Origin of the sequence: Pseudomonas guariconensis, from assembly GCF_900102675.1 — a bacterium.
Taxonomy (GTDB): domain Bacteria; phylum Pseudomonadota; class Gammaproteobacteria; order Pseudomonadales; family Pseudomonadaceae; genus Aquipseudomonas; species Aquipseudomonas guariconensis.
Window position 1 is genome coordinate 56534 of record NZ_FMYX01000012.1, and the last position, 24682, is coordinate 81215.

A 24682-nucleotide genomic window follows, 5' to 3' on the forward strand; every position below is an offset into this window, starting at 1 on the left:
GACAAAGCCGCGCATTGTGCGGCTTTTGCTGTCTGGGTGATTGGCTGGTGTTCCCAAGATTATGTAACATCGAATGCGCCTACCAGACGGAATTCTATGCATGCTTGCAGTCACCCCCAGCCCTATGTCTTCCCTTCGGGAATTCGGGGCCTGCCGAAATATCGCAGAAGGGGCGGTCATTATCTTGGCATCCGGGGCGTCGGCGAAAAATTTCCCGATCACCGAATTTGCCCATATACCAGTCATCGCGATGAATGGCTCGATCACGCTATTGAGCGAGGCCGGTATACGCCCATTCTTCTACGTATGCTCTGATAAGGGATTCGCGCGCCAACAACCGGAGCTGTTCGCTTTGGCGCTGGAGAAGAGCCAACGGGTAGCGATTTGGCAGGATCAATACGAACGCCTTCAACGGCAGCCGAAGGGTGAAGTGTATTTTCTGAAAAAAGCCAGGAATCTCACTTTTCTTCAACGCATGATCGACAATGATCCGGTGCTGATCCGCAACCGTAATAGTCTGAATAAGCGAGTGCGCTCCCTCGGCTTCAGCAAAAATCTCGAACACGGCTATTTCGACGCCCGGACGGTTGCGTACCTTGCGCTGCAGATTGCTTACCACTTGGGGTTCTCGCGTGTGTTTCTCTTAGGCGTCGACTTGCATCAGGCTGTCGCCCGCTTCTATGAAAATGACGACTCGCATAAATCACCGTGTGGGTTGGATCAACATTTCGAAGGCCGGATTCTGCCCTCCTTCGAGCTCGCCGCACGGCAAGTCGTCAGCGAGCAGTTCCAGGTCTACAACCTTTCGGCCAATTCCAGAATTCCCAATGAAGTCATTCCGAAGATCAGCATCGAGGCGTTCAGATCGATGATCTGACGCCTGAAACGCTCCGCTCATTTCTCGACCAGAACGCCACTGCGCTGCGTGTAATAAATGCTGTTGACACACTTTTATTGACCAACGACATCGCGCCAATGGTCACGTTGTCGCCGATGGAAAGCGTATCGCCAATGATGCAACTGTTGGCACCAATGCTCACATTGCCACCAATTTCCAGTTGGTAACGTTCGAGGCCAAGGGCCTTTATCCCAATGGTGCTGTTCTGGCGAATGAACAAATTCCGTCCAATCCGGGCGTAGCCGCTGATGACGATATCCGGTAAATGGGCAATTCGGAGCCCTGGTCCAATGCTAGCGTCCAGACTTATGTCGACAGTGTACTTAAGATTCAAACGCTGATTGAGCCGGCGAGCATAAGCTGCACTTTCCGCCCCGCTTGACCATTTCCAAAATTACCCCTCTTCCCAACTGCTGGTCAGCATAGCGGCTGCGCTCTTATGATAAAAGGCGGCCCAGGCAGGCACTTTTCCTCCTGCACAGCACTCCCACCCCGCTGAACCGCCTATCAAAGAGATTCGCCATGCCCGACGCTCGCTCCATCACCCTCGACGAAATCGACCGCCAGTTGATTTCCCTGCTGCAGATCAACGCCCGGGAAAGCGTCGCCACCCTCGCTCGGCACTTGGGTATTGCCCGTACTACCGTCAATTCCCGCCTGGAGCGGCTGGAGAAGGGCAAGATCATCACAGGCTACGGTGTGCGTCTGGGCCAGCGGATGCGTGGAGGGGGGTTGCAGGCCTATGTGGGCATCAAGGCGCAGCCGCGTTCGGGAAAGGACATCGTGCGCCGCCTCAGCGCCATGGGCCAGGTTCAGCAGCTGTGCGCGGTCAGTGGCGAATTCGACTACGTGGCCTGGCTGAGCAGCGACTCGCCGGAACAATTGGACCAGCTGCTCGATCAGATCGGCAGTCTCGAAGGGGTCGAGAAAACCACGACTTCCATCATTCTCAGCAGCAAGGTCGACCGGGGCCAACCGGGCTGATCATTCAGCCTCGTAACCAAGGCGAGCTTGCCCCTGGCGATCAGCGCTCGTCACTCTGCATGCCCAAGCCGTCATTAAGACGACAAATTTCACATAACGACGCCACTCTGCACCTTAAATACGAACTTCCCGCTTCATAAAATGGCCTCCAGACATTTTCTATACTCAGGCTCCGCCTTCTGCGTAGCCTCCCTGGCAAGGTCATCACATGAACAAGAAAAACCGCCACCCCGTCGACGGCAAGAAACCTGTCACCATCTTCGGCCCGGACTTTCCCTTCGGCTTTGACGATTGGCTGGAGCACCCGGCCGGCTTGGGCAGCATCCCGGCCGAGCGTCATGGCGAAGAAGTGGCGATCGTCGGTGGCGGCATCGCAGGTCTGGTGGCGGCGTACGAGCTGATGAAGCTGGGCCTCAAGCCGGTGGTGTACGAAGCCTCGAAACTGGGTGGGCGTCTGCGCTCGCAGGCCTTCAACGGCACTGACGGCATCGTCGCCGAACTGGGCGGCATGCGCTTCCCGGTCTCGTCCACGGCGTTCTATCACTATGTCGACAAACTGGGCCTGGAAACCAAACCTTTCCCCAACCCGCTGACCCCAGCCTCCGGCAGCACGGTCATCGACCTGGAAGGCCAGACCTATTACGCCGAGAAGATTTCCGACCTGCCGGCATTGTTCCAGGAAGTGGCCGATGCCTGGGCCGATGCCCTGGAAAGCGGCGCCCAGTTCAGCGAGATCCAGCAAGCCATCCGTGACCGCGATGTACCGCGCCTGAAAGAGCTGTGGAACACCCTGGTTCCGCTGTGGGACGATCGCACCTTCTATGATTTCGTCGCCACCTCGCGCTCCTTCGCCAAGCTCAGCTTCCAGCACCGCGAAGTCTTCGGTCAGGTCGGTTTCGGCACGGGCGGCTGGGACTCGGACTTCCCCAACTCGATGCTGGAAATCTTCCGCGTGGTGATGACCAACTGCGACGATCATCAGCATCTGGTGGTCGGCGGCGTCGAGCAAGTACCTCAGGGCATCTGGCGTCACGTACCCGAGCGTTGCGCCCACTGGCCAGCCGGCACCAGCCTGAGCTCGCTGCATGGCGGCGCGCCACGCGGCGGCGTCAAGCGCATCCACCGAGCGGCCGATGGCAGCCTGGCGGTCACCGATACCTGGGGCGATACCCGCAATTACGCCGCAGTGCTCGCGACCTGCCAGACCTGGCTGCTGACCACCCAGATCGACTGCGAGGAGTCGCTGTTCTCGCAAAAGATGTGGATGGCCCTGGACCGCACCCGCTACATGCAGTCGTCGAAAACCTTCGTCATGGTCGACCGGCCGTTCTGGAAGGACAAGGACCCGGAAACCGGGCGCGATCTGATGAGCATGACGCTCACCGACCGCCTGACCCGTGGGACCTACCTGTTCGATAACGGCGACGACAAGCCGGGGGTCATCTGCCTGTCCTACGCGTGGATGAGCGATGCCTTGAAGATGCTGCCGCACCCGACTGAAAAACGTGTGCAGCTGGCCCTCGATGCTCTGAAGAAGATCTACCCGAAAACCGATATTGCGGGGCACATCATCGGCGATCCGATCACCATCTCCTGGGAGGCCGACCCGTACTTCCTCGGCGCCTTCAAAGGCGCGCTGCCAGGGCACTACCGCTACAACCAGCGCATGTACGCGCACTTCATGCAGCAGGACATGCCTGCCGAGCAGCGCGGCATCTTCATTGCTGGCGACGATGTGTCGTGGACCCCAGCCTGGGTGGAAGGCGCGGTGCAGACATCGCTGAATGCGGTGTGGGGTATCATGAACCACTTCGGCGGCAAGACCCATCCTGAAAACCCGGGCCCAGGCGATGTCTTCCATGACCTCGGCCCGATCGCCCTGCCGGACTGACACGAGGACGCACCATGCGCATCGCCCTGTACCAAGGCGCGCCAAGGCCAGTGGACGTACCCGGCAACCTCGAGCGCCTGCAACAGCAGGCGCAACTGGCCGCCGCTGGCGGCGCGCAGTTGCTGGTATGCCCGGAGATGTTCCTGACCGGCTACAACATCGGCCTGGGCGCCGTACAGCGCCTGGCTGAGCCCAACGATGGCCCGTCGGCCATGAGCGTGGTCGATATCGCCCAGGCCCATCGCATCGCCATCGCCTATGGCTATCCGGAGCGAGGCGAGGATGGCGCGCTGTACAACAGCGTGCAGTTGATCGACAGCCACGGTCGCAGCCTGTGCAACTACCGCAAGACGCACCTGTTCGGCGAACTGGACCGTTCGATGTTCAGCCCAGGCCCTGATCACTTTCCGGTGGTCGAGCTGGAGGGCTGGAGGCTGGGTATGTTGATCTGCTACGACATCGAGTTCCCGGAAAACGCCCGGCGCCTGGCGCTGGGCGGCGCCGAACTGATCGTGGTGCCGACGGCCAACATGCAGCCGTACGACTTCACTTGCCAGGTCACCGTGCGCTCGCGGGCACAGGAAAACCAGTGCTTCCTCGTCTATGCCAATTATTGCGGGGCCGAGGGTGAGATCCACTACTGCGGCCAAAGCAGCATCATCGGGCCGGATGGCAGCGTTCTGGCGATGGCCAGCCAGGAGGAATGCCAGTTGGTGGCGGACCTTGACCACGCATGCGTGGAGCAAGGGCGCAAGGCATTTCCTTATTTGACCGACCTGCGCTGCGAGCTGCATCTTCGTAACACCTGAAACCTGCGAGGGGCCGGATGCGGCCTGGCACTAAGCAGGCCCACGCCTGCAGCTCAGGGCCGGCCGATGCGTTAGGATTACGCCATGCCTGACGCCACCCGCCACCTCACCCTCTCCAATAGCCTGCAGCTCACCCTGCGCCACGCCCCGCGCCTCAAACGCGCTGCCGCGGCCATCCGGGTGCATGCTGGAAGCCATGACGCTCCAGCCCAATGGCCTGGGCTGGCGCACTTTCTCGAACATTTGTTCTTTCTCGGCACCGAGCGCTTTCCCCTGGCAGATGGCCTGATGCGCTACGTGCAGGGCCTGGGCGGTCAGGTCAATGCCAGTACCCGCGAACGCACCACCGATTTTTTCTTCGAAGTCCCGCCCCACGCGTTGGCAGGTGGCCTTGAGCGACTGTGCCAGATGCTGGCGGAACCTGACCTTAGCATCGAGCGCCAACGCCGTGAGCGGGAAGTGATCCATGCAGAGTTCATCGCCTGGGCGCGCAACCGGCAAGCCCAACGGCATTTCGCCCTGCTGCAGAGCGCAGCCCCTGCACATCCGCTGGGCGGCTTTCACGCTGGCAATCGATACACACTGGCCATACAGGCGCCAGCATTTCAGTTGGCGCTGCGCGACTTCCATCGATGCTATTACCACGGCGGGCAAATGGTGCTCAGCCTGTGCGGGCCCCAGTCGTTGGATGACCTTCAAACGTTGGGCACTCGCTTTGGCCTGTTGCTGGCCTCTGGCGATCCCACCGCGCAAGCCCTGCCGCCGAGGCTCTTGCAGCGTGCGGAGCCGGCCGCTGTCAGAGTCGATGATCGTCTCGACCTGCTGTTTGCCCACGAGCATCTGCCCGAGGGCACCGAAGCCGCCCTGGAGTTGCTGCTCGCCTGTCTGGGCGACAACCGGCCTGGCGGCTGGCTGGCCTATCTGCGCCAGCGCGGCTGGCTGCGCAGCTTCAAGGCCGAGCCCCTTTATGTTCATGCCGGGCAGTTGCTGTGGAGCGCCCAGCTACAGGTAAGCGAAGACGCCTCGCAAGATGAGATCCTGGCCTCGCTCCAAGGCTGGCTGGGCTTTCTGCGCCAGACCGATCACAACGCACTGAACCGCACACATGCCCAGTTGCAGCAACGTCGCGCATACACGGCCAGCGCTCTGGAACTGGCGCGCCGGGATAGCACAGGTCTGCCCTTTCGCCACCTTGACGAGCAGGGCCTCGCGGCCTTGCGCACGCTGCTGGACAGCCTGCCGCACCGCGACCATGGCCACTGGCAACTAGCGCCCGCGGACCCCCTTTTGCTGGCAACCCTGCCTCGCCATGCGCGCGTAGCCCTGCCCGCGAGCCTCGCGATCAGCGATGCCTTGCCCGCTTCACGCCGCTTTGCCGCGCTCTACCTGCGCTGGCACGTCAGCTCTCCCTTGGGCCAGCGCTTCCAACCCCTGCTCGAGCATTCGTTACAGCCGCTGGTCGAACGCGCCAAGCGGGCGTCATTGCAGTTGGATTTCACGGCGAGCGGCAATGCCTGGCAATTGCACTGCGCAGGTGCACCACAAGCGGTGATACGCGCACTCGACGAAGCCCTCCCGCTGCTACGCCGACCTGGCGTGGATGACTGGATATCACCATCGGCGTCCAAGCCTGCGTTGGTTCCGATCCGCGCGTTGCTTCAGGCCCTGCCCGATGCGATCCGGCACGACCCGTCTCGACAGCCCGATGACACAGTGCTGGACCAAGCCTCGCTTGACGTGCTCTGGCAAACCGCTCGCTGGCAGGGCTTGGCGGTGGGGTTCGCCGCGGCCGAGCAGTCAGCGCTGGCTGCAGCACTGCAGGGAGTGATGGGCACGCCTGAAACGCGCCATGCCCCTCCATCGCTCATGGGTCGTCGTTGGCATGCGCTACAGACCCCAGGCAGCGAACCGGCGCTGTTGCTGTTCTGCCCACTGCCCGCGCACCAGCAAGCCGCTGGCCGTCTGCTCGCCCACTTGCTGCAAGGCCCGTACTATCAGCGTCTGCGAGTCGAATTGCAGTTGGGCTACGCCGTGTTCAGTACCTTTCGTCAGGTCGAAGGTGTCTGCGGGCTGCTCTTCGGCGTGCAGTCGCCCAAGGCCAGCCATGCAAAGATCCTCGACCATATCCTGCATTTGCTCGGGCAGAACCTGCCGCTCGACGTGCAAGCCCGCGAAAACCTCGCCGCTCAATTTGAAGAAAATGCCATGAACAATGGCGATGTCGCGCAATGGGCATGGCAGACACACCTGGCTATACAAGCCGACGATCTTGCTGCGCTAAGGCGGTCTATCCTGACGACAGAGCAAACGCATCTGGATCGGCTCAGGCAGGCCCTGGTGACAGCCGAGTATGGCTGGGTGTGCCTGGCCAACGCCCCGGCGCCGGATGCCAGTTGGCACTGAATCCAGCCGGATTGTTACGGGGACTGCAACGGCACTTTTCGAATAATTAACCTTTCGGTACAAATTTTTCTTGTAAGATAGCGCAATCTCAGTCAATGGAACCTCCTCCCCAAGGCGGCGCCAAACAAGTAACTGACCACCCAACCCCATCCGGAAGGAGAACGCCCATGTGGACCAAACCTGCTTACACTGACCTGCGTATCGGCTTCGAAGTGACCATGTACTTCGCCAACCGCTAAGCATCGCTGCGATTAGACGCCTCGGTCCGCCGGGGCGTTTGCGTTTTTTGGCAACGGTTTTTCGGATAGAGAGCAGCCATGTACATCCAGATTCTCGGTTCCGCCGCCGGTGGCGGGTTTCCTCAGTGGAACTGCAATTGCGCCAACTGCAAGGGCTACCGCGATGGCACCTTGCGCGCCACCGCGCGTACCCAGTCCTCCATTGCACTGTCGGACGATGGCGAGCACTGGGTCCTGTGCAACGCCTCGCCGGACATACGTGCCCAGCTCCAGGCCTTCGCGCCAATGCAGCCAGCCCGCGCCCTGCGCGATACCGGTATCGACGCGATCGTCCTGCTCGACAGCCAGATAGACCACACCACCGGCCTGCTCAGCCTGCGCGAAGGCTGCCCGCACCAAGTCTGGTGCACCGAGATGGTCCACCAGGACCTGACCACCGGCTTCCCGCTGTTCACCATGCTCAGCCACTGGAATGGCGGTCTGGTGTGGAACCGCATCGAGCTCGAAGGCAGCTTCGTCATCCCAGCCTGCCCGAACCTACGGTTCACCCCCTTCCCCTTGCGCAGCGCCGCGCCGCCCTATTCGCCCCACCGCTTCGATCCACATCCGGGAGACAACCTCGGCCTGCTGGTGGAAGACACCCGCACCGGCGGCAAGCTGTTCTATGCCCCGGGCCTGGGCCAGGTCGACGACAAATTGCTGCAGATGATGCAGGGCGCCGATTGCCTGCTGGTCGATGGCACCCTGTGGGAGGATGATGAAATGCAACGCCGCGGTGTCGGCACCCGTACCGGCCGCGAGATGGGCCACCTGGCGCAGAACGGTCCGGGTGGCATGCTCGAGGTGCTGGACGGCTTCTCGCGTCAGCGCAAGGTGCTCATCCACATCAACAACACCAACCCGATTCTCGATGAGGACTCACCCGAGCGGGCCGAAGTGCAACGCCGCGGCGTGGAAGTGGCCTACGACGGCATGAGCATCGAGCTGTAACGAAGCTGCTCGGCCCTTGTGGGAACGGGTTCACCCGCTCCCACAGGCGGCGAAGTCAGCCGATAGTGCGTTCTATGGGAGTCAATTGATGAACGATGCACGACCCATGTCCCCTGCCGAATTCGAGCAGGCCCTGCGCGCCAAGGGCGCCTATTACCACATCCACCACCCCTACCACGTGGCGATGTACGAAGGCCGCGCCACCCGTGAACAGATTCAGGGCTGGGTGGCCAACCGCTTCTATTACCAGGTCAACATTCCGATGAAGGATGCGGCGATCCTGGCCAACTGCCCCGACCGCGAAGTACGCCGCGAGTGGATCCAGCGCCTGCTCGACCACGATGGCGCACCGGGCGAGGACGGCGGCATCGAAGCGTGGCTGCGCCTGGGCCAGGCCGTGGGCCTGGACCCGGACCAATTGCGCTCCCAAGCGTTGGTACTGCCGGGCGTACGCTTTGCCGTGGACGCGTACGTCAACTTCGCCCGCCGCGCCAGTTGGCAGGAGGCCGCCAGCAGTTCGCTGACCGAGCTGTTCGCCCCGCAGATCCACCAGTCGCGTCTGGACAGCTGGCCCACGCACTACCCCTGGATCGACCCGGCCGGGTACGACTATTTCCGCACCCGCCTGGGCCAAGCCCGGCGCGACGTGGAGCACGGCCTGGCGATCACCCTGCAGCACTACACGACCCGCGAGGGGCAGTACCGCATGCTGGAGATCCTGCAATTCAAGCTGGATATTCTCTGGAGCATGCTCGATGCCATGAGCATGGCCTATGAACTGAAACGCCCGCCTTACCACACCGTCACGGCTGAGCGGGTCTGGCACAAGGGGATCGCCCTATGAGTTTCGACCGCAAGCAAGTCCCCGCCTGGCGCCCGGGCTATCGTTTCCAGTACGAGCCTGCGCAAAAAGGCCATGTCCTGCTATACCCCGAGGGCATGATCAAGCTCAATGAGAGCGCTGGCCTGATCGGCGCGCTGATCGACGGTGAGCGCGATGTGGCGGCGATCATCGCCGAGCTCGAGGGTCAGTTCCCGGATGTCCCGCAAGTCGCCGAAGACATCGAGCAGTTCATGGAGGTGGCCCGTGCCGAACACTGGATCGTCCTCGGCTGAAATGCCAGCCAAGCCCGAAGTCGGTCTGCCGCTGTGGCTGCTCGCCGAGCTCACCTACCGCTGCCCTTTGCAATGCCCGTACTGCTCCAACCCGCTGGATTTCGCCCGGCAGGGTCAGGAGCTCAGCACCGAACAGTGGTTCCGGGTGATGGCCGAGGCCCGCGAGCTGGGGGCGGCCCAACTGGGCTTCTCCGGCGGCGAGCCGCTGGTACGCCCGGACCTGCCCGAGCTGATCGGCGAAGCCCGCCGCCTGGGCTACTACACCAACCTGATCACCTCCGGCATCGGCCTGACCGAGCAGAAGATCGCCGCCTTCAAGCAGGCCGGGCTGGACCACATCCAGATCAGCTTCCAGGCCAGCGACGAGCAGGTGAACAATCTGCTGGCAGGCTCCCGGAAGGCCTTCGCCCAGAAGCTGGAGATGGCCCGCGCAGTGAAGGCCCATGGCTATCCCATGGTGCTCAACTTCGTCACCCACCGGCACAACATCGACAAGATCGACCGCATCATCGAGCTGTGCATCGCCCTGGAAGCGGATTTCGTAGAACTCGCCACCTGCCAGTTCTACGGTTGGGCGCACCTCAACCGCCTGGGGCTGTTGCCGACCCGCGCCCAACTGGAACGGGCCGAGCGCATCACCAACGAATACCGCGAGCAACTCAAGGCCGCGGGCAACCCCTGCAAGCTCATCTTCGTCACCCCGGATTACTACGAGGAACGCCCCAAGGCCTGCATGAACGGCTGGGGCAGCCTGTTCTTGACCATCACGCCCGATGGCACCGCCCTGCCCTGCCACGGCGCACGTCAACTGCCGGTGCAATTCCCCAACGTGCGCGACCACGATCTGCGGCATATCTGGTACGACTCCTTCGGTTTCAACCGCTTCCGTGGCTACGACTGGATGCCCGAGCCCTGCCGCTCGTGCGACGAGAAGGAAAAGGACTTCGGCGGCTGCCGCTGCCAGGCCTTCATGCTCACAGGCGATGCCAGCAACGCCGATCCGGTGTGCGCCAAATCCCCTGATCACGGCATCATTCTCAAGGCCCGTGAAGAAGCGCAAACCGCCCAGTTGACCATCGAAGAGATGACCTTCCGCAATGAGCGCAATTCACGAATCATCACCCGCGGCTGATTTCAGCGCCGCCCAGGCGGTCGCGGCCAGCACCGATTTCGCTGAGCTCAAGGTCGGTGCCAGCGGCGTATTCTGGAACGAATTCCGCCCCGCCGATGGCGCCTGCCGCCTCTGGCATTGGCGCAACGAGCAGGCCCACTGCCTGACGCCGGACGGCTTCAGCGCCCGCAGCCGCGTCTATGAATACGGCGGCGGCAGCTTCTGCCTTGGCGGCGACGGCGTGGTGTTCGTCAATGAAGCCGACCAGCAACTCTATACCCAGGCCCTCGATGGCTCCCCACCGCGTCCGCTGACCCAGGATGCGCAGTGCCGCTATGGCGATGTGCTGTGGCATGCGCAACGGGTATTAGCGGTCGAGGAGCGCCATGGTGTGTCGGTCGAGCATCGGCTCGTGGCCATCGGGCCCGAGGGGCGCGAAGTATTGGCCGAAGGGGCTGATTTTTATGCCTCGCCCACCCTCAGCGACGATGGACAGCGCCTGGCCTGGATCGAGTGGGACCGCCCCGCGCAGCCCTGGACCCAAACACGCCTGATGTGCCAGGCGCGCAACCATGACGGTCGTTGGGGAGCAGCGTTTTGCCTGGCAGGGCATGGGACGCGGGAGGTTTCACTGCAACAACCGCGCTTCGATGCCCAAGGGCAGCTCTACTGTCTCTCTGACCAAAATGGTTTCTGGCAACCCTGGGGCGAGCTGGGTGGCACCTGGCAAGCCTTGCCTGCCGCAGCCGCCGACCATGCCGCCGCACCTTGGCAACTGGGCGCCAGCTCCTGGCTGCCGATCGGGCCGCAAGCGTACCTCGCCAGCTGGTTCGAGGATGGATTCGGGCTGCTGGGACTGTACGGCGAAGATCGTCAGGTTCAGCGCCTGGGCCGTGAATACACGCGCTTTCGCAGCCTCGCCGCGGATGACGGGCATGTCTATGCCATCGCCGCCTCGCCCCTGACCCCGCCTGCGGTCGTCGCGTTCGATCGGCACACCGGCCGGAGCAGGGTACTTGCCGGCGGTGGCCTTGCGTTACCCGCCGACCGGGTCAGCCGCCCGCGCCCCATCCACTACCCCAGTGGCGATGGCCAGGCCCATGGCTTCTTCTACCCTGCCGTTGGCGCCGAAACCCCTTCGCCACTGGTGGTGTTCATCCATGGCGGACCGACCTCGGCCTGCTACCCGGTGTTCGATGCACGCATCCAGTACTGGACCCAGCGCGGTTTCGCCGTGGCCGACCTCAACTACCGGGGCAGTACCGGCTATGGCCGTGCCTATCGCCAGGCCCTGCACCTCAACTGGGGCGAGCTCGATGTGCAGGATGCCTGCGCCGCCGTCGACCATCTGGCCAAACTCGGCCTGGTCGACCCGCGTCAAGCCTTCATCCGCGGCGGCAGTGCCGGGGGCTACACCACGCTGTGTGCCTTGGCCTTCCATGATGTGTTCCGCGGGGGGGCGAGCCTCTATGGGGTCAGCGACCCGGTCGCCCTCGACCAGGCCACCCACAAGTTCGAAGGCGATTACCTGGGCTGGCTGATCGGTGATCCGCAGCTCGACCATGAACGCTATCGCCAACGCACGCCGTTGCTACACGCTGCCCAGATCAAGGTGCCGGTGATCTTCTTCCAGGGCGAGCTGGACGCCGTGGTAGTGCCCGAACAGACCCGTGCCATGCTGGCCGCGCTCAAGGCCAATGGCATCGAAGCCGAAGGGCACTTCTATGCCGGTGAGCGGCACGGGCTGCGCAAGGCGCAGAACCTGGCGCACGCGTTGGAGGAAGAATGGAAGTTCTATTGCCGGGTGCTGGGGCGATAGACATCGGAGGCCTTTTCGCGGGTAAAACCGCTCCCACAAGACGGGCAATGAGCCGTGGGGGAGCAGGCTTACCCGCGAAGTGTCAGCGCTTGGCGATGATATACACCGCGTGCACGATGCCCGGAATGTAACCCAGCAATGTCAGCAGAATGTTCAGCCAGAACGCGCCGCCGAACCCGACCTGGAGGAATACGCCCAGTGGCGGCAGGATGATAGCGATGATGATGCGGATGAAATCCATGTTCGTCTCTCCTTGGAAGGGTTTCAAAAGAGACTAGCCGGGCCACGCCAGGGTTCCATGACCAAGCGCCAGGCAAAAAAAACGCCCCGAGCCAAATACTGCTGGCCAAGGGCGATGCGCAGGAACGCGAGACGGTTCGGTGAAATTCGTGGCGCCCGGGGCCGGTCAGGCCGAAACCTCGCGGCGACTGTGTTGCTGGGCATGCAGGCGGGCAAAGGCGCGGGCCAAGCGCAGGAGCATCTCGTCGATGTTGCCCTTGCTCACGGTCAGCGCTGGTGAGAAGCGCACTACATCGGCCTGCGGTGCGTTGAGCAGCAGCCCCTCGTGCAGCGCCGCCTCGACCAGCTCGCGGGCCAGGTCCTCGTGCAACTGCAGCGCCCAGAGCAGCCCTTGGCCACGCACTTCGCCCTGGCCATAACGACCGGCCAGGCGGCTGAGGCCGTCACGCAGGTGGCGACCGCTGTCCTGCACGTGTTCGAAGAAGCCTGGCTCGAGCACAGTCTCCAGTACCGCAAGGCCGGCCGCGCTCATCAGCGCGTTGCCATGATGGCTGCCCTCCAGCTCGCCCGGCTCGGCGCAGCATGCGCTGCCGCGGGCCAGCAAGGCCGCCAGCGGCACACCACCACCCAGGCCTTTGCCCAAGGTAATGATGTCGGCACGCACGCCGTAGGTCTGCTCGGCGAGCAGGGCGCCACAACGGCCGATGCCCGTCTGCACCTCGTCGAGGATCAGCAGGATGCCGAGTTCGCGACACAGACGCTCGACCCCTTGCAGATACTCGCGAGTCGCCGGGATCACCCCCGCTTCGCCCTGGATCGGCTCGAGCATGATCGCCACGGTGCGCGAGTCCACGGCGGCGTGCAGGGCCGCGAGGTCGTTGAAGGGCACCTTGCTGAAACCTGGCAGGCCAGGCTCGCAGCGATTGCAGGGCAACGGGTCGGAAGCCGACAGCGCCCCCAGGCTGCGTCCATGGCAGGCCTGGCTGGCAGTGATGATGTGATAGGCGCCGTTGCGATGCAGCTGCCCCCATTTGCGCGCCAGCTTGATGGCGCCCTCGCAGGCCTCGGCACCGCTGTTGAGCAGGTAGGCTTGATCGCTGCCGGTGCTCTGGCAGAGGCGATCGACCAGACTCAGCAAGCCACGACTGTGGAACCCCGCGCCAGGGTTGATCAGCGCCTGGGCCTGGTTGCCCAGGGCCTTGACCAGCACGCTTGGGCTGTGGCCAAGACTGTTGACGGCGCAGCCCTGAGTGAAGTCCAGGTAGGCATGGCCTTGGTTGTCCCACAGCCAAGAGCCCTGGCCTCGTACGAACACCTGCGGCGCCCGCTCGGCGCTTGGCATCAGCCGTTCGCGGGTCGGCTCCGACGCCGCTGGCGCGCTCACCGGAGCAGGCTTGGGCTCGGCAGCGGCAGGGGCCGAACGGCGCAGGTTGAACAGGTTCATCGGGGCTCCAGCCATCTGGGTCAGGGTCGGCAGCGGTTTATTTTGCCTTGCCTATCAAAAGTGTTTTTCCCTGCAGGTAACAATCGGCTCGGCGAGCGCTGTAACCCTTTGGAATACGGCGATAGACTAGGCTTCAAGCCGACATTCGGCCATTCCGTTTTTCCAGCTTTTTCGATAAGTAGATCTTATGGATTTTCGACAACTGCGCTATTTCGTCGCGGTGTATGAAGAAGGCCATGTGGGCAGGGCCGCCGAGCGCCTGTCGCTGTCCCAGCCGGCGTTGTCGCAGCAGATCCGCCAACTTGAACACAGCCTCGACCTGAGTCTGTTCGAGCGCAGCAACAAACGCCTGCTGCCGACCCTCGCCGCCCATACCTTGTACAACCACGCCCTGCCCTTGCTTGACGGCCTGCAGCGCGCCCATGAAGCGATGCGCAACTTCAAAGGCCAGTCTCTGCGTACGCTGGCCATCGGCGTACTGCAGACCGTGCGCCCGAGTTTGGTACCGCAATTGCTGGAGCGCGTGCGCCGGGCTCAACCGCACCTGGTGGTGCAGATCTATGAGTTGTCAGGGTTAGAAATCGAGCGGCGCCTGCTTAATGGCAGCCTGGATATCGGCATCAGCTACCTGCCGCCACGCCAACCGGGCTTGCATGGATTGCTGTTGTACGAAGATGAACTTCAATTGGTCATCCCCAATACCCACCCCTTGAAGGACTTCAAGAAAGTCTCGTTGCGCCAGGCGGCTGAGTTGCCGATGCTGATGCTCGGCGAAGAGTTCCAGATTCGGCAGATCTGGCAGGCGCAACTGGCCAGCCTAGGGCGCAGGCCGCAAGTGCAGGCGGAGATGAACAACATGGCGGGGATTCTCGACAGCCTGGCCCATACCGCCTTGGCAACCATCCTGCCCGGCCGGGCGAAGGATGCCACCGAAGATGACCAGGACTTGCTGTGGAAGCCTTTGAGCGAACCGAGGGTGCCGCTGAAGGTCGGCCTGGTGTTCCGCGATGCCCAGCGCCAGCAGGCCTCGGTGGAACTGCTGCGTACACTGCTGGAGGAAGAGACCGACGCCCGCCTGCCAGGCGTTTCGCCCTTAGACGTGCTTGGCTGAAAAACGAGCGGACAAAGAAAACCCCGCCGAAGCGGGGTTTTCCAGACTGTTTCCCTTGACATCCTTATCGCCCCGCCACCCTGGCAGGAAATCCTACGTTGTCCCTGTTCTGTCCATTGCGCATCCTGCGCTACGTCCATGGGGTGAAGATTAGCCCTGGATCCAATTTCAGAAAAGAGGAAAAAAGCCACCGCGTCGTGTAAGAAATCACTTACACAAAAGTCTCAAAAGACGACATGCTGTGGATTCGCACTCGAAAAAAAGCCCACTCCTACCTGGCCGTGGTGACCGTGTAGGAGCGGGCTTACATGGGCGATATCAGAACTGTGCGGCGTCGAGCAGGTATAACGTCTCGCTACCGGCTTTCACCGATGCCACCAGCGAATTCACGCGCGGCAGCAAACGGGCAAAGTAGAAGCGCGCGGTGCCAAGCTTGGCACCATAGAACGCCTCGTCGTCCTTGCCGGCCCGAGCAGCGCGCGCCATCAAAGCCCACATATAGCCATAAGCCACGTAACCGAACGCTTGCAGGTACTCCACCGAGGCCGCACCGATCTCGTTGGGGTTGCCCTTGGCCTGCGCCAGTACCCATTCGGTCAACCCGTCCAGCTCGTCGAGCGCGGTGGCCAGTGGCTGGGTGAACTCATCCAGCTCGGCACTGGCGCTGGCAATGAACTGACGGATCTCATCGGAGAACAGGCGGTAGAACGCGCCGCCACTGCCGATCACCTTGCGTCCCATCAGGTCCAGGGCCTGGATGCCGTTGGTGCCTTCGTAGATCTGGGTGATGCGCACATCGCGGACCAGTTGCTCCTGCCCCCATTCGCGGATGTATCCGTGACCGCCGAACACCTGCTGGCCGTGAACGGTGCACTCAAGGCCCAGGTCGGTGAGGAAGGCCTTGGCCACGGGGGTCAGCAACGCTACCAACTCTTCGCTGCGCTTGCGCGTGGCGGCATCTTCGCTGTACTTGGCGCTGTCCAGTTGCAGGGCGACATAGGTGGAGAAGGCACGCCCGCCTTCGATCAGCGCCTTCATGGTCAGCAACATGCGACGCACGTCGGGGTGGACGATGATCGGATCGGCGGCCTTGTCCTTGGCCTGCGGGCCGGTCGGTGCCCGGCTCTGCAAGCGCTCGCGGGCATACTCGACAGCGTTCTGGTAGGAGCGCTCGGCCGACGCCAGGCCCTGGATGCCAACACCCAGGCGCTCGTAGTTCATCATGGTGAACATGGCCGCCAGGCCTTTGTTCGGCTCGCCCACCAAGTAACCGGTGGCGTCATCGAAGTTCATCACGCAGGTGGCCGAGGCCTGAATGCCCATCTTGTGCTCGATCGAGCCGCAGGTGACCGGGTTTCGTGCCCCCAGGCTGCCATCTTCGTTGACCAGGAACTTAGGCACCAGGAACAGCGAGATGCCTTTGGGACCCGCCGGCGCATCCGGCAGCTTGGCCAGCACCAAATGGACGATGTTCTCAGTCAGGTCGTGTTCGCCGCCGGTGATGAAGATCTTGGTGCCGCTGACCTTGTAACTGCCGTCAGCCTGGGGCTCGGCTTTGGTACGGATGATTCCCAGGTCGGTACCGGCATGGGGCTCGGTCAGGCACATGGAGCCGGCCCAGACACCGGCGTACATGTTGGGCAGGTACTTTTCCTTCAGTGCCTCGCTGGCGTGGGCGTTGATCGACAGGCAGGCACCTGCGGTCAGCATCGGGTATAGGCCAAAGGCAAGGCTGGAGGCGTTGACCATCTCTTCGACCTGCGCCGAAATGGCTTTGGGCATGCCCATGCCGCCAAACAGCGGGTCACCGCCCACGCCCACCCAGCCGCCTTCGGCGTAGGTCTTGTAGGCCTCGATGAAGCCAGCCGGGGTGCGCACGGTGCCGTTGTCCCAATGGCAGCCTTCTTCGTCGCCGCTACGGCTTAGCCCAGCGATGGTCTTGCCGGTGACCTTGCCCGCCTCTTCCAGAACAGCCATGGCGGTATCCTGATCGACCGCCTCGGCCAGGGCCGGCAGTTGGGACCAGAGCTTGGCCACCTCGAAGACTTCATTCAGAACGAAACGCATGTCGCGCAGCGGCGCTTTGTACTCAGCCATGACAACCTCTCGCTATCAGGTCGGGGCGATCCCTCAGGATCGCGACACTAGGTTGGAGCCAGTGTAACCGAACAACTTTTACGAGACATAGGGTCATCATGCGACTGACAAGTCAGCTTCAGTCACCACGATCACGACGCCATGCGAACCGCCCCGCGCCGGGAATGCTGCCCGAAAACCATGACGCAGTTACGACCGGCTCCCTTGGCGCTGTAGAGCGCCTCGTCGGCTGACTTGAGCACCTCGTCCGGTGAACGATGATCCACCTGGCGTTCCGCAACCCCAATGCTGATGGTCACCGAAACCGTACTGCCCGCGCCGCCCGCGCGGCGCTGACGTCCGGTCGAATCGTCCTGTGGGCGGCTGTTCTGGTCACGCAGCTGGATCGCATAGTTGGCAATCATTTCCCGCACCGCTTCCAGGTGGGGCGTGCACTCCTCGACCGTCTTGCCGGCAAAGACCAGCGCGAACTCCTCGCCACCGTAGCGATAGGCGCGCCCACCCCCGGTCACACGCCCCAAGCGACTGGCCACCAGACGCAACACCTGGTCACCGACATCGTGACCATGGGTGTCGTTGAATTTCTTGAAGTGGTCCACATCGGTCATGGCGATCACGTAGTTGCGCCCCAGCCGCTGCATGCGCTCATTCAGAGCGCGGCGCCCCGGCAGGCCAGTCAGCTCATCGCGAAAGGCCATTTGATAGGCCTCGTGAGACACCGCCGCTGCGATCATCAGCATGACCTGACTGCACATGATGTTGAGGGTGAACGGCAGGATGAATGTTTTGGGCAGCATCCAGAAGATGCCGATCAGACCGATGATCTGCGCCGCATGCAAGGGCCGTGGCTGGCGCAGGTACTGCACCACCAAGAGTACGAACATCCCCAGGAACAGTGGATAGGCCAGCTGGATCAGGCTCATCCATTGACCATGCAGCGATGGCCAGCGAATCTCCGCCAACCAGCTCAGCAGTGCCTGGGGAAAACTCTGCTCCAACGCCACTGCCACGCTGCCGACGGCGAACAGCACGGCGAAGCGGGCGAGCAGGTCTTGGGCCAGGTGGGTGCGCTCCTGCCACGCCGCGAACAGCCCGAACAGGAGGGGCAACAGCAGGCAGACCAGATGGAACACGACCGCCGCATCCTCTCGGACCCGGCCGTTGTCGCGATAGAAATCGGTCTGCGTGTCGAGCAGGAAGTAGGCGATGTACACCGTGACCATCAAGAACAGCTCGCGCTGGCGACGGTACACGGCGCAATAGGCACCGCCGAGCAACAACACCAATGTCGGCAGTACATTGAACAGGGAGGTGAAGAAGACGCTGAGGTCCCTCACATAAGCTGCCGCCAGCCCCGACAGCAACAGGAACAACGAAGGCAGGAAATGGCTCGCGCGTACAGCGGATAAACGAAACAAAAGGCAATCTCCGACCCGGCAGATCAATAATAGCATTGTGCCTCTAGTTCATCGGCAGCGCACATGAATAGATGAATACACGGAACGTTTAAACGATTGCTGGATGTGTGCTTGCAGCGCCAGGCAAAAAAAAACCGCCTGCCGGTGAAGGCAGGCGGTTTTTCCTGGTTACCGCTTGGCTCAGCAGGACAGACCGAAGTCTTCTTCCTTCATGGCCATCAGGTTGCCCGCGCCGGACAGCATGGCCGCCACGTGCGCACGGGTACGCGGCAGGATACGCTGGAAGTAGAAGCGCGCGGTTTGCAGCTTGGCAGTGTAGAACGCCTCTTCGCTGGTGCCGGCGGCCAGCTTCTCGGCAGCCAGGCGGGCGATGTCGGCCCAGAAGTACGCCAGGCAGGCGTAGCCGGAATACATCAGGTAGTCCACCGAGGCAGCACCGACTTCTTCGCGGTCTTTCATCGCGGCCATGCCCACCTTCATGGTCAGTTCGCCCCACTCCTTGTTCAGCGCGGCCAGCGGCTCGACGAATTCCTTGACGGCTTCGTTGCCTTCCTGGGCCTGGCAGAACTTGTGCACGATCTTGGTGAAGCCTTTGAGCGCCTCGCCCTGGGTCATCAGCACCTTACGACCGAGCAGGTCCAGGGCCTGGATACCGGTGGTGCCCTCGTACAGCATGGAGATGCGGCTGTCGCGTACGTTCTGCTCCATGCCCCACTCGGCGATGAAGCCATGGCCACCGTAGATCTGCACACCGTGGTTGGCAGCCTCGAAGCCAACCTCGGTCATGAAGGCCTTGGCGATCGGAGTCATGAAGGCCAGCAGGGCGTCGGCTTTCTTGCGCTCTTCCTCGTCCTGGCTGTACTTGACGATGTCCACTTGTTTGGCGGTGAAGTAGACCATGGCGCGGTTGCCTTCGGCGAAGGCCTTCATGGTCAGCAGCATTCGGCGCACGTCCGGGTGGACGATGATCGGGTCGGCTGCTTTGTCTGGCGCTTTCGGGCCGGTCAGCGAACGCATCTGCAGACGCTCGCGGGCATACTTAAGGCCACCCTGGAAAGCCACTTCGGCGTGGGCCAAGCCCTGCAGCGCGGTGCCCAGGCGGGCGGTGTTCATGAAGGTGAACATGCAGTTCAGGCCCTTGTTGGCAGGGCCGATCAGGAAGCCGGTGGCGCCGTCGAAGTTCATCACGCAGGTGGCATTGCCGTGAATACCCATCTTGTGCTCGATGGAGCCACAGCTCACGGCGTTGCGCTCGCCAACACCGCCTTCGGCGTTGGGCAGGAACTTCGGCACGATGAACAGCGAGATGCCCTTGGTGCCCGCCGGGGCATCGGGCAGGCGGGCCAGGACGATATGGACGATGTTGTCGGCCATGTCGTGCTCGCCAGCGGAAATGAAGATCTTGGTGCCGGACACCTTGTAGGTACCATCCGCCTGGGGCTCGGCCTTGGTGCGCAGCATGCCCAGGTCAGTACCGCAGTGCGGCTCGGTCAGGCACATGGTGCCGGTCCACTCACCGGTCACCAGCTTGGTCAGGTAGGTGTGCTGCTGCTCGGCGGTGCCGTGGGCAGACAGGGTGTTCATGGCGCCGTGGGACAGGCCTGGGTACATGCCCCAGGACCAGTTGGACTCACCGACCATTTCGCTGATGGCAAGGCCCAGGGACTCAGGCAGACCTTGGCCGCCATGTTCCACGTCATGCGCAAGGCTAGGCCAGCCGCCTTCGACGAACTGCTGGTAGGCCTCCTTGAAACCGGTCGGGGTCTTAACGCCCGACTCGCTCCAGGTGCAGCCTTCCAGGTCACCGACACGGTTCAGGGGCGCCAGCACCTGCTCACAGAACTTCGCGCCTTCCTCGAGGATCGCGTCGACCATGTCCGGCGTGGCGTCCTGGCAACCCGGCAGGCTCTGATAATGCGCCTCGTAGCCGAGCAGCTCGTCACGGACGAAGCGAATATCACGCAAGGGGGCTTTGTAATCAGGCATAGCGATGAACCTCTGTGATGAGTCCAGTGGAGAGACCGCAGGTACCAACCAGCTCTTGGCGGCTTTCGGTCAAACAGTTGTTTGAAACTTACGTTTAGCCCCGCCCAATGTCAAGGATGGACTATGGTGCCATTTACGCCGCGAAACACGACATAAACGCCATAAGCGCCGAAGCGACCCTGGATGCCGCAGCCTGTTCGCAGGTTTAACCGCGAATAGGACGACACAGACAACGGAGCCGTCTGGTTGAGGTCAGAAAATCAGCGGATAGAACCGCCGCTCTACAAGGAGTCTAGGCGGTGGATGGGGGTTGGATCAGACGTAAGTATCGATGAACCGGCCAAGCATCTCGTCCGAGGCTTTGGCGACTTTCACGCCCAATGCGACTTCATGCTTGCCCAGCGCCAACTCGACGGTGCTGGTGGCCAGGTCCATCTGCTGGCTGCGATCGACCGCTCGCAGGCGTTCGGCCTGATAGTCGCTGGACTGGCTGGTGGCGGCACGCTCGACGGTGCTGCTGGCGATTTGACTGGCGGCTTGGTCGACTCGGTTCTGCCCGGCCTGGATGGCGCCAAGGCCAGCGTAATAGGCAGTGCTACCGGTGATTTCCATGTCAGGACTCCAAAGACGCAGGATGCGAGGTCAGGCTTATTAAAGCAGCCGAAAGCGTAAAAGGCCCGTTTAAATACCTAATAGCCTTGTGCCACTTAATAGACAATGTTGAGCGCGTCAATCCAGAAGATCCAGGTGCAGGTGCTCCGCCACTGCCTCGGCTGTGGCCTGCTTGAGCTTCGGCACCCGTCCCAGGCAAGGCGCCGGCAATCGCTCGGCGAGGCTGGCGAGGTTTTCTTCCAGACGCGACGTCCGCGGGTCGATGATATTGGCCACCCATCCTGCCAGTGGCAGCCCATCACGGGCGATGGCTTCAGCGCTCAGCAAAGCGTGGTTGATGCAGCCCAGGCGCACGCCCACCACCAGGATCACCGGCAGCTTCAAGGCGATAGCCAGGTCCGACAGATGGGCATGGGCGGACAACGGCACCCGCCAGCCCCCTGCCCCCTCCACCAGTGTGAAGTCGGCCCCTTGGGCCAGTACATGCTGCATGGCCTGCAGCAGCACCGGTACGTCCAGGCTGACCCCTGCCTCACGGGCCGCCACATGCGGAGCGATGGCCGGCTCGAATGCGAATGGATTGACCTGCTCGTAGGGCAGCTTCACCGAGCTTTCGGCGATCAAGGCCAGGGCGTCGGCGTTGCGCAGGCCCTTGGCGCCTGGCGTGCAGCCGGATGCCACCGGTTTGGCGCCCAGGGTGCTCAAGCCCTCCAACCGCGCCGCATGCAGCAGCCCGGCCGCGATGGTGGTCTTGCCGACATCGGTGTCGGTGCCCGCGATGAAATAGGCCTGGCTCATGTCACGCCTCGTCTGCCAAGGGTTTGCGCAGTACGCCATAGACCACCTGGTAGGTGGCCGGCAGGCCCTCGGGCTGGCGGAAGCGTTCATAGGCCTGCAACAGGCCCTGCATCCGCGCCCGCCCGGTCAGGCCCGAAGGCCGTCCAGGGTTGAGATTGTGCGCCCCCAGGGCCTTGAGCTCGTGGGTCAGGCTGCGCACGTCTGGGTAATGCAGGACATGCGGGCGACGCTCCAGGCCAAGCACCTGCAGGCCACTCTGGCCACACAGCCGCTGATAGTCCTCCAAGCGTCGGAAACGATTGACGTGGACCAGGCCGTCCACCGCCTGCCAACTGGCACGCAGCTCATCGAGGGTGCCGACGCACAGGCTGCTGAATGCCAGCACCCCGCCCGGCCGCAGCACACGGCGGGCTTCGCACAGCACGCTGCCGAACTGGTCGCACCATTGCACCGCCAAGCTAGAGAACACCAGGTCGACACTGTCATCGCGCAACGGCAGCCGCTCGGCATCGCCCGCCACATGATGATGCGCCCCGCCCTGTTCACGGGCATGGCGCAACATGCCTTCGGCGATGTCCACTGCCACACCCGTCGCAGCGCTGAAGCGCTCGGCCAGGGCGCGGCTGAAATGCCCCGTGCCGCTGCCCAGGTCAAGCCAGCGCTCAGGCTGCAGGTCAGCAGGGAGCTGGCCGAGCAGCGCCAGGCCCACCGCCCGTTGCAGGGCCGCCACGCTGTCGTAGCTGGCTGCAGCGCGGGAGAACGAGGCCGCCACCTGGCGCTTGTCCGGCAGAGTGCCGGGCGGGGTCGGACGGGAAAGGTCAGTCATCACCACTCTCATGCAGGAAACTCTTGATACCCGCCGCCAGCTCCTGTGGATACTCCAGCAGGAAGGCGTGGGAACTGTCTTCGACCAGGCCGACTTCCACATCCGGCAACAACTCGCTCAAGGCCTTGGCTGCCTCCGCCGGCACCAGCGCATCGCTGCCGGCAAACAGATGCAATTGCGGCCCGCCGTACTGCTCCAGGGCATTGCGGGTGTCCAGCTTGGCCAGCACTTCCAGCCCTGTGGCCAGGTAGAGCGGATCGGTGTCCGGCACGCCGACACCCAACTGGCGCAGTAGCGTGCGCGGCATTTGCGCGCCATCGCTGCACAAGCTGCGAAAACGCTTGAGGGTCACCTGCGGATGGCTGCGACAGCCGTCGAGGAACGTACCGAAGGTGTCCACTGCCATGCCATGGGGCCAATCAGCGCGCTGGACGAAGCTCGGGTTGCTGCCGAGCGTCACCAGACCACAGCAGTGATCGCCACGTGTGTGCGCCAGGGCACTGGCGAGCATGCCCCCGAACGACCAGCCGCCCAGCCAACTGTCGGTGGGCAGCTTGCGGTCCAGGTAATCGATCCAGGCTTGGACATCGGCATCGGCGAGCTCCGGCAGCGGCATCAGCTCGACCTGCAGACGTGAATCCTGGGCCCTGAGACTTGCAGCCAGCGGTTCAAGTGCAGCAGTGCCCAGGCCCCAGCCGGGCAAGAGGATCAGTCGGTTACGCATCGGCGGACTCCAGCAGTGGGTAACACTCGGCCAATGCATTCAACAATAGCTGGACCTGCGCCTCGCTGTGGGCCGCGCTCAGGGTCACGCGCAGGCGTGCACTGCCGGCGGGGACGGTCGGTGGGCGGATCGCAGTCACCAGCAAGCCCCGCTCGCGCAGCATCCGGGACAACTGCAGGGCGCGTGCGCTGTCGCCGATCAGGATCGGCTGGATCGCGGTCGGGCTGTCCATCAGCGCCAGCCCGATCTGCTCGGTGCCCGCGCGGAACTGGCGGATCAATGCCGCCAGGTGCTCGCGGCGCCAGGTCTCGCGGCGCAGCAGCTCGAGGCTCTTGAGCGTGGCGCAGGCCAGCGCTGGCGGCTGGCTGGTGGTGTAGATATAGGGACGGGCGAACTGCACCAACGCCTCGATCAACTCCTCGCTGCCGGCCACGAAAGCACCAGCGGTGCCGCACGCCTTGCCCAGGGTACCAATCAACACCGGAACATCCTCAACGCCCAGGCCGAAATGCTCGACGATGCCGCCACCCTGGGCACCGAGCGTGCCCAGTCCATGGGCGTCATCGACCATCAGCCAGGCGTCATGAGTGCGGGCGGTCTTGGCCAGCGCAGGCAGGTCGGCCAGGTCGCCGTCCATGCTGAACACGCCATCGGTGACCACAAGCGTATTGCCGGTCGCCTTCTCCAGGCGGTTGGCCAGGCTCACGGGGTCGTTGTGCAGGTAACGGCTGAAACGCGCACCGCTGAGCAGTCCGCCATCGAGCAGCGAGGCATGATTGAGACGATCCTGCAGCACCGTGTCGCCTTGCCCCACCAAGGCGGTGATGGCGCCGAGGTTGGCCATGTAGCCGGTGGAAAACAGCAGCGCGCGTGGGCGCCCGGTCAGTTCGGCCAGGGCTTCTTCCACCTGGTGATGAGGCGTGCTGTGACCGACCACCAGATGCGAGGCACCTCCCCCCACTCCCCAGCGCTCGGCGCCTGCACGCCAGGCGGCGATCACTTCCGGGTGGTTGGCCAGCCCTAGGTAATCGTTGCTGCAAAAGGCCAAGAGCGGCTGGCCATCGACCACCACCTCCGGCCCTTGGGGGCTTTCGAGCAATGGCCGCTGCCGGTACAGATCCGCGGCGCGCCGTTCGGCCAGGCGCGCCGCCAGGTCGAACGCCATG

22 protein-coding genes and 1 pseudogene are annotated in these 24682 nt (G+C 63.0%); 12 read left to right on the forward strand and 11 right to left on the reverse strand.

Annotated elements, in window-relative coordinates; genetic code table 11:
• The first annotated feature begins 100 nt into the window (after positions 1-100).
• Positions 101-877, forward strand: a complete 777-nt coding sequence (locus tag BLS27_RS18855; RefSeq protein WP_090346224.1) for a lipopolysaccharide biosynthesis protein — start codon at positions 101-103, stop codon at positions 875-877.
• Here the strand turns inward: BLS27_RS18855 and BLS27_RS18860 are convergent.
• A pseudogene (locus BLS27_RS18860) lies at positions 861-1256 on the reverse strand (LbetaH domain-containing protein); the annotation flags it as partial. The gene BLS27_RS18855 and the pseudogene BLS27_RS18860 overlap by 17 nt on opposite strands.
• Before the next feature lie 164 nt (positions 1257-1420).
• On the opposite strand from BLS27_RS18860, the gene BLS27_RS18865 reads away from it, so the two are divergent.
• The 10 genes from BLS27_RS18865 (at position 1421) to BLS27_RS18910 (ending at position 12260) form a co-directional block, all read left to right on the forward strand.
• Entirely contained in the window at positions 1421-1882 is a 462-nt protein-coding gene (locus BLS27_RS18865; RefSeq protein ID WP_070571947.1) for an Lrp/AsnC family transcriptional regulator, read from the forward strand.
• Between the two features lie 208 nt (positions 1883-2090).
• Positions 2091-3773 (forward strand): flavin monoamine oxidase family protein, encoded by a 1683-nt coding sequence (locus BLS27_RS18870; RefSeq protein ID WP_043210361.1) that lies wholly within the window; start codon positions 2091-2093, stop codon positions 3771-3773.
• 14 nt (positions 3774-3787) lie between these two features.
• Positions 3788-4582, forward strand: a complete 795-nt coding sequence (locus BLS27_RS18875; RefSeq protein ID WP_090346227.1) for a carbon-nitrogen hydrolase family protein — start codon at positions 3788-3790, stop codon at positions 4580-4582.
• Positions 4583-4666: 84 nt separating this feature from the next.
• Positions 4667-6985, forward strand: a complete 2319-nt coding sequence (pqqF, locus tag BLS27_RS18880; RefSeq protein WP_090346230.1) for a pyrroloquinoline quinone biosynthesis protein PqqF — start codon at positions 4667-4669, stop codon at positions 6983-6985.
• Between the two features lie 167 nt (positions 6986-7152).
• A complete protein-coding gene (pqqA, locus tag BLS27_RS18885) occupies positions 7153-7224 on the forward strand; it encodes a pyrroloquinoline quinone precursor peptide PqqA (RefSeq protein WP_003243383.1) in 72 nt (23 codons plus the stop codon).
• 78 nt (positions 7225-7302) lie between these two features.
• On the forward strand, positions 7303-8214 hold the full coding sequence (pqqB, locus tag BLS27_RS18890; protein WP_043210355.1) for a pyrroloquinoline quinone biosynthesis protein PqqB: 912 nt from the start codon (positions 7303-7305) through the stop codon (positions 8212-8214).
• An 88-nt stretch (positions 8215-8302) separates the two neighbouring features.
• Positions 8303-9058, forward strand: a complete 756-nt coding sequence (gene pqqC / locus BLS27_RS18895) for a pyrroloquinoline-quinone synthase PqqC (RefSeq protein WP_090346236.1) — start codon at positions 8303-8305, stop codon at positions 9056-9058.
• Positions 9055-9330 carry a pyrroloquinoline quinone biosynthesis peptide chaperone PqqD gene (gene pqqD / locus BLS27_RS18900; RefSeq protein ID WP_090346239.1) on the forward strand — a complete coding sequence of 92 codons (276 nt, stop codon included), beginning with the start codon at positions 9055-9057 and terminating at the stop codon, positions 9328-9330. The genes pqqC and pqqD overlap by 4 nt, the downstream gene beginning before the upstream one ends.
• Positions 9302-10462, forward strand: coding sequence for a pyrroloquinoline quinone biosynthesis protein PqqE (pqqE, locus tag BLS27_RS18905; RefSeq protein ID WP_090346242.1), 1161 nt, complete (start codon positions 9302-9304; stop codon positions 10460-10462). Before pqqD ends, pqqE begins: the two co-directional genes overlap by 29 nt.
• Positions 10428-12260, forward strand: a complete 1833-nt coding sequence (locus BLS27_RS18910) for a S9 family peptidase (RefSeq protein ID WP_090346245.1) — start codon at positions 10428-10430, stop codon at positions 12258-12260. Before pqqE ends, BLS27_RS18910 begins: the two co-directional genes overlap by 35 nt.
• An 82-nt stretch (positions 12261-12342) precedes the next feature.
• On the opposite strand, the gene BLS27_RS18915 is transcribed toward BLS27_RS18910, so the two are convergent.
• Positions 12343-12501, reverse strand: a complete 159-nt coding sequence (locus tag BLS27_RS18915; protein WP_009681539.1) for a YqaE/Pmp3 family membrane protein — start codon at positions 12499-12501, stop codon at positions 12343-12345.
• Between the two features lie 165 nt (positions 12502-12666).
• Entirely contained in the window at positions 12667-13944 is a 1278-nt protein-coding gene (locus BLS27_RS18920; protein WP_043210346.1) for an aspartate aminotransferase family protein, read from the reverse strand.
• Between the two features lie 187 nt (positions 13945-14131).
• Between BLS27_RS18920 and BLS27_RS18925 the strand changes: the two genes are divergently transcribed.
• Positions 14132-15055: a LysR family transcriptional regulator gene (locus tag BLS27_RS18925; protein ID WP_043210345.1), complete on the forward strand. Its 924-nt coding sequence runs from the start codon at positions 14132-14134 to the stop codon at positions 15053-15055.
• Positions 15056-15373: 318 nt separating this feature from the next.
• Here BLS27_RS18925 and BLS27_RS18930 read toward each other — a convergent pair whose 3' ends face one another.
• The 8 genes from BLS27_RS18930 to bioF form a co-directional block, all read right to left on the reverse strand.
• Positions 15374-17152: an acyl-CoA dehydrogenase C-terminal domain-containing protein gene (locus tag BLS27_RS18930; RefSeq protein ID WP_090346247.1), complete on the reverse strand. Its 1779-nt coding sequence runs from the start codon at positions 17150-17152 to the stop codon at positions 15374-15376.
• Between the two features lie 131 nt (positions 17153-17283).
• On the reverse strand, positions 17284-18570 hold the full coding sequence (locus BLS27_RS18935) for a GGDEF domain-containing protein (RefSeq protein ID WP_090346249.1): 1287 nt from the start codon (positions 18568-18570) through the stop codon (positions 17284-17286).
• A gap of 180 nt (positions 18571-18750) precedes the next feature.
• Entirely contained in the window at positions 18751-20556 is a 1806-nt protein-coding gene (locus BLS27_RS18940; protein WP_043215854.1) for a phenylacyl-CoA dehydrogenase, read from the reverse strand.
• A 315-nt stretch (positions 20557-20871) separates the two neighbouring features.
• Complete coding sequence (locus BLS27_RS18945; RefSeq protein ID WP_043215853.1) at positions 20872-21168, reverse strand: hypothetical protein; 297 nt, start codon at positions 21166-21168, stop codon at positions 20872-20874.
• 117 nt (positions 21169-21285) lie between these two features.
• On the reverse strand, positions 21286-21966 hold the full coding sequence (gene bioD / locus BLS27_RS18950; RefSeq protein WP_090346251.1) for a dethiobiotin synthase: 681 nt from the start codon (positions 21964-21966) through the stop codon (positions 21286-21288).
• A gap of 1 nt (position 21967) precedes the next feature.
• Positions 21968-22792: a malonyl-ACP O-methyltransferase BioC gene (gene bioC, locus BLS27_RS18955; protein ID WP_090346254.1), complete on the reverse strand. Its 825-nt coding sequence runs from the start codon at positions 22790-22792 to the stop codon at positions 21968-21970.
• Positions 22785-23516: an alpha/beta fold hydrolase gene (locus tag BLS27_RS18960; RefSeq protein ID WP_090346257.1), complete on the reverse strand. Its 732-nt coding sequence runs from the start codon at positions 23514-23516 to the stop codon at positions 22785-22787. The genes bioC and BLS27_RS18960 overlap by 8 nt, the downstream gene beginning before the upstream one ends.
• A complete protein-coding gene (gene bioF / locus BLS27_RS18965) occupies positions 23509-24681 on the reverse strand; it encodes an 8-amino-7-oxononanoate synthase (protein ID WP_090346259.1) in 1173 nt (390 codons plus the stop codon). Before bioF ends, BLS27_RS18960 begins: the two co-directional genes overlap by 8 nt.
• Position 24682: the final 1 nt, after the last annotated feature.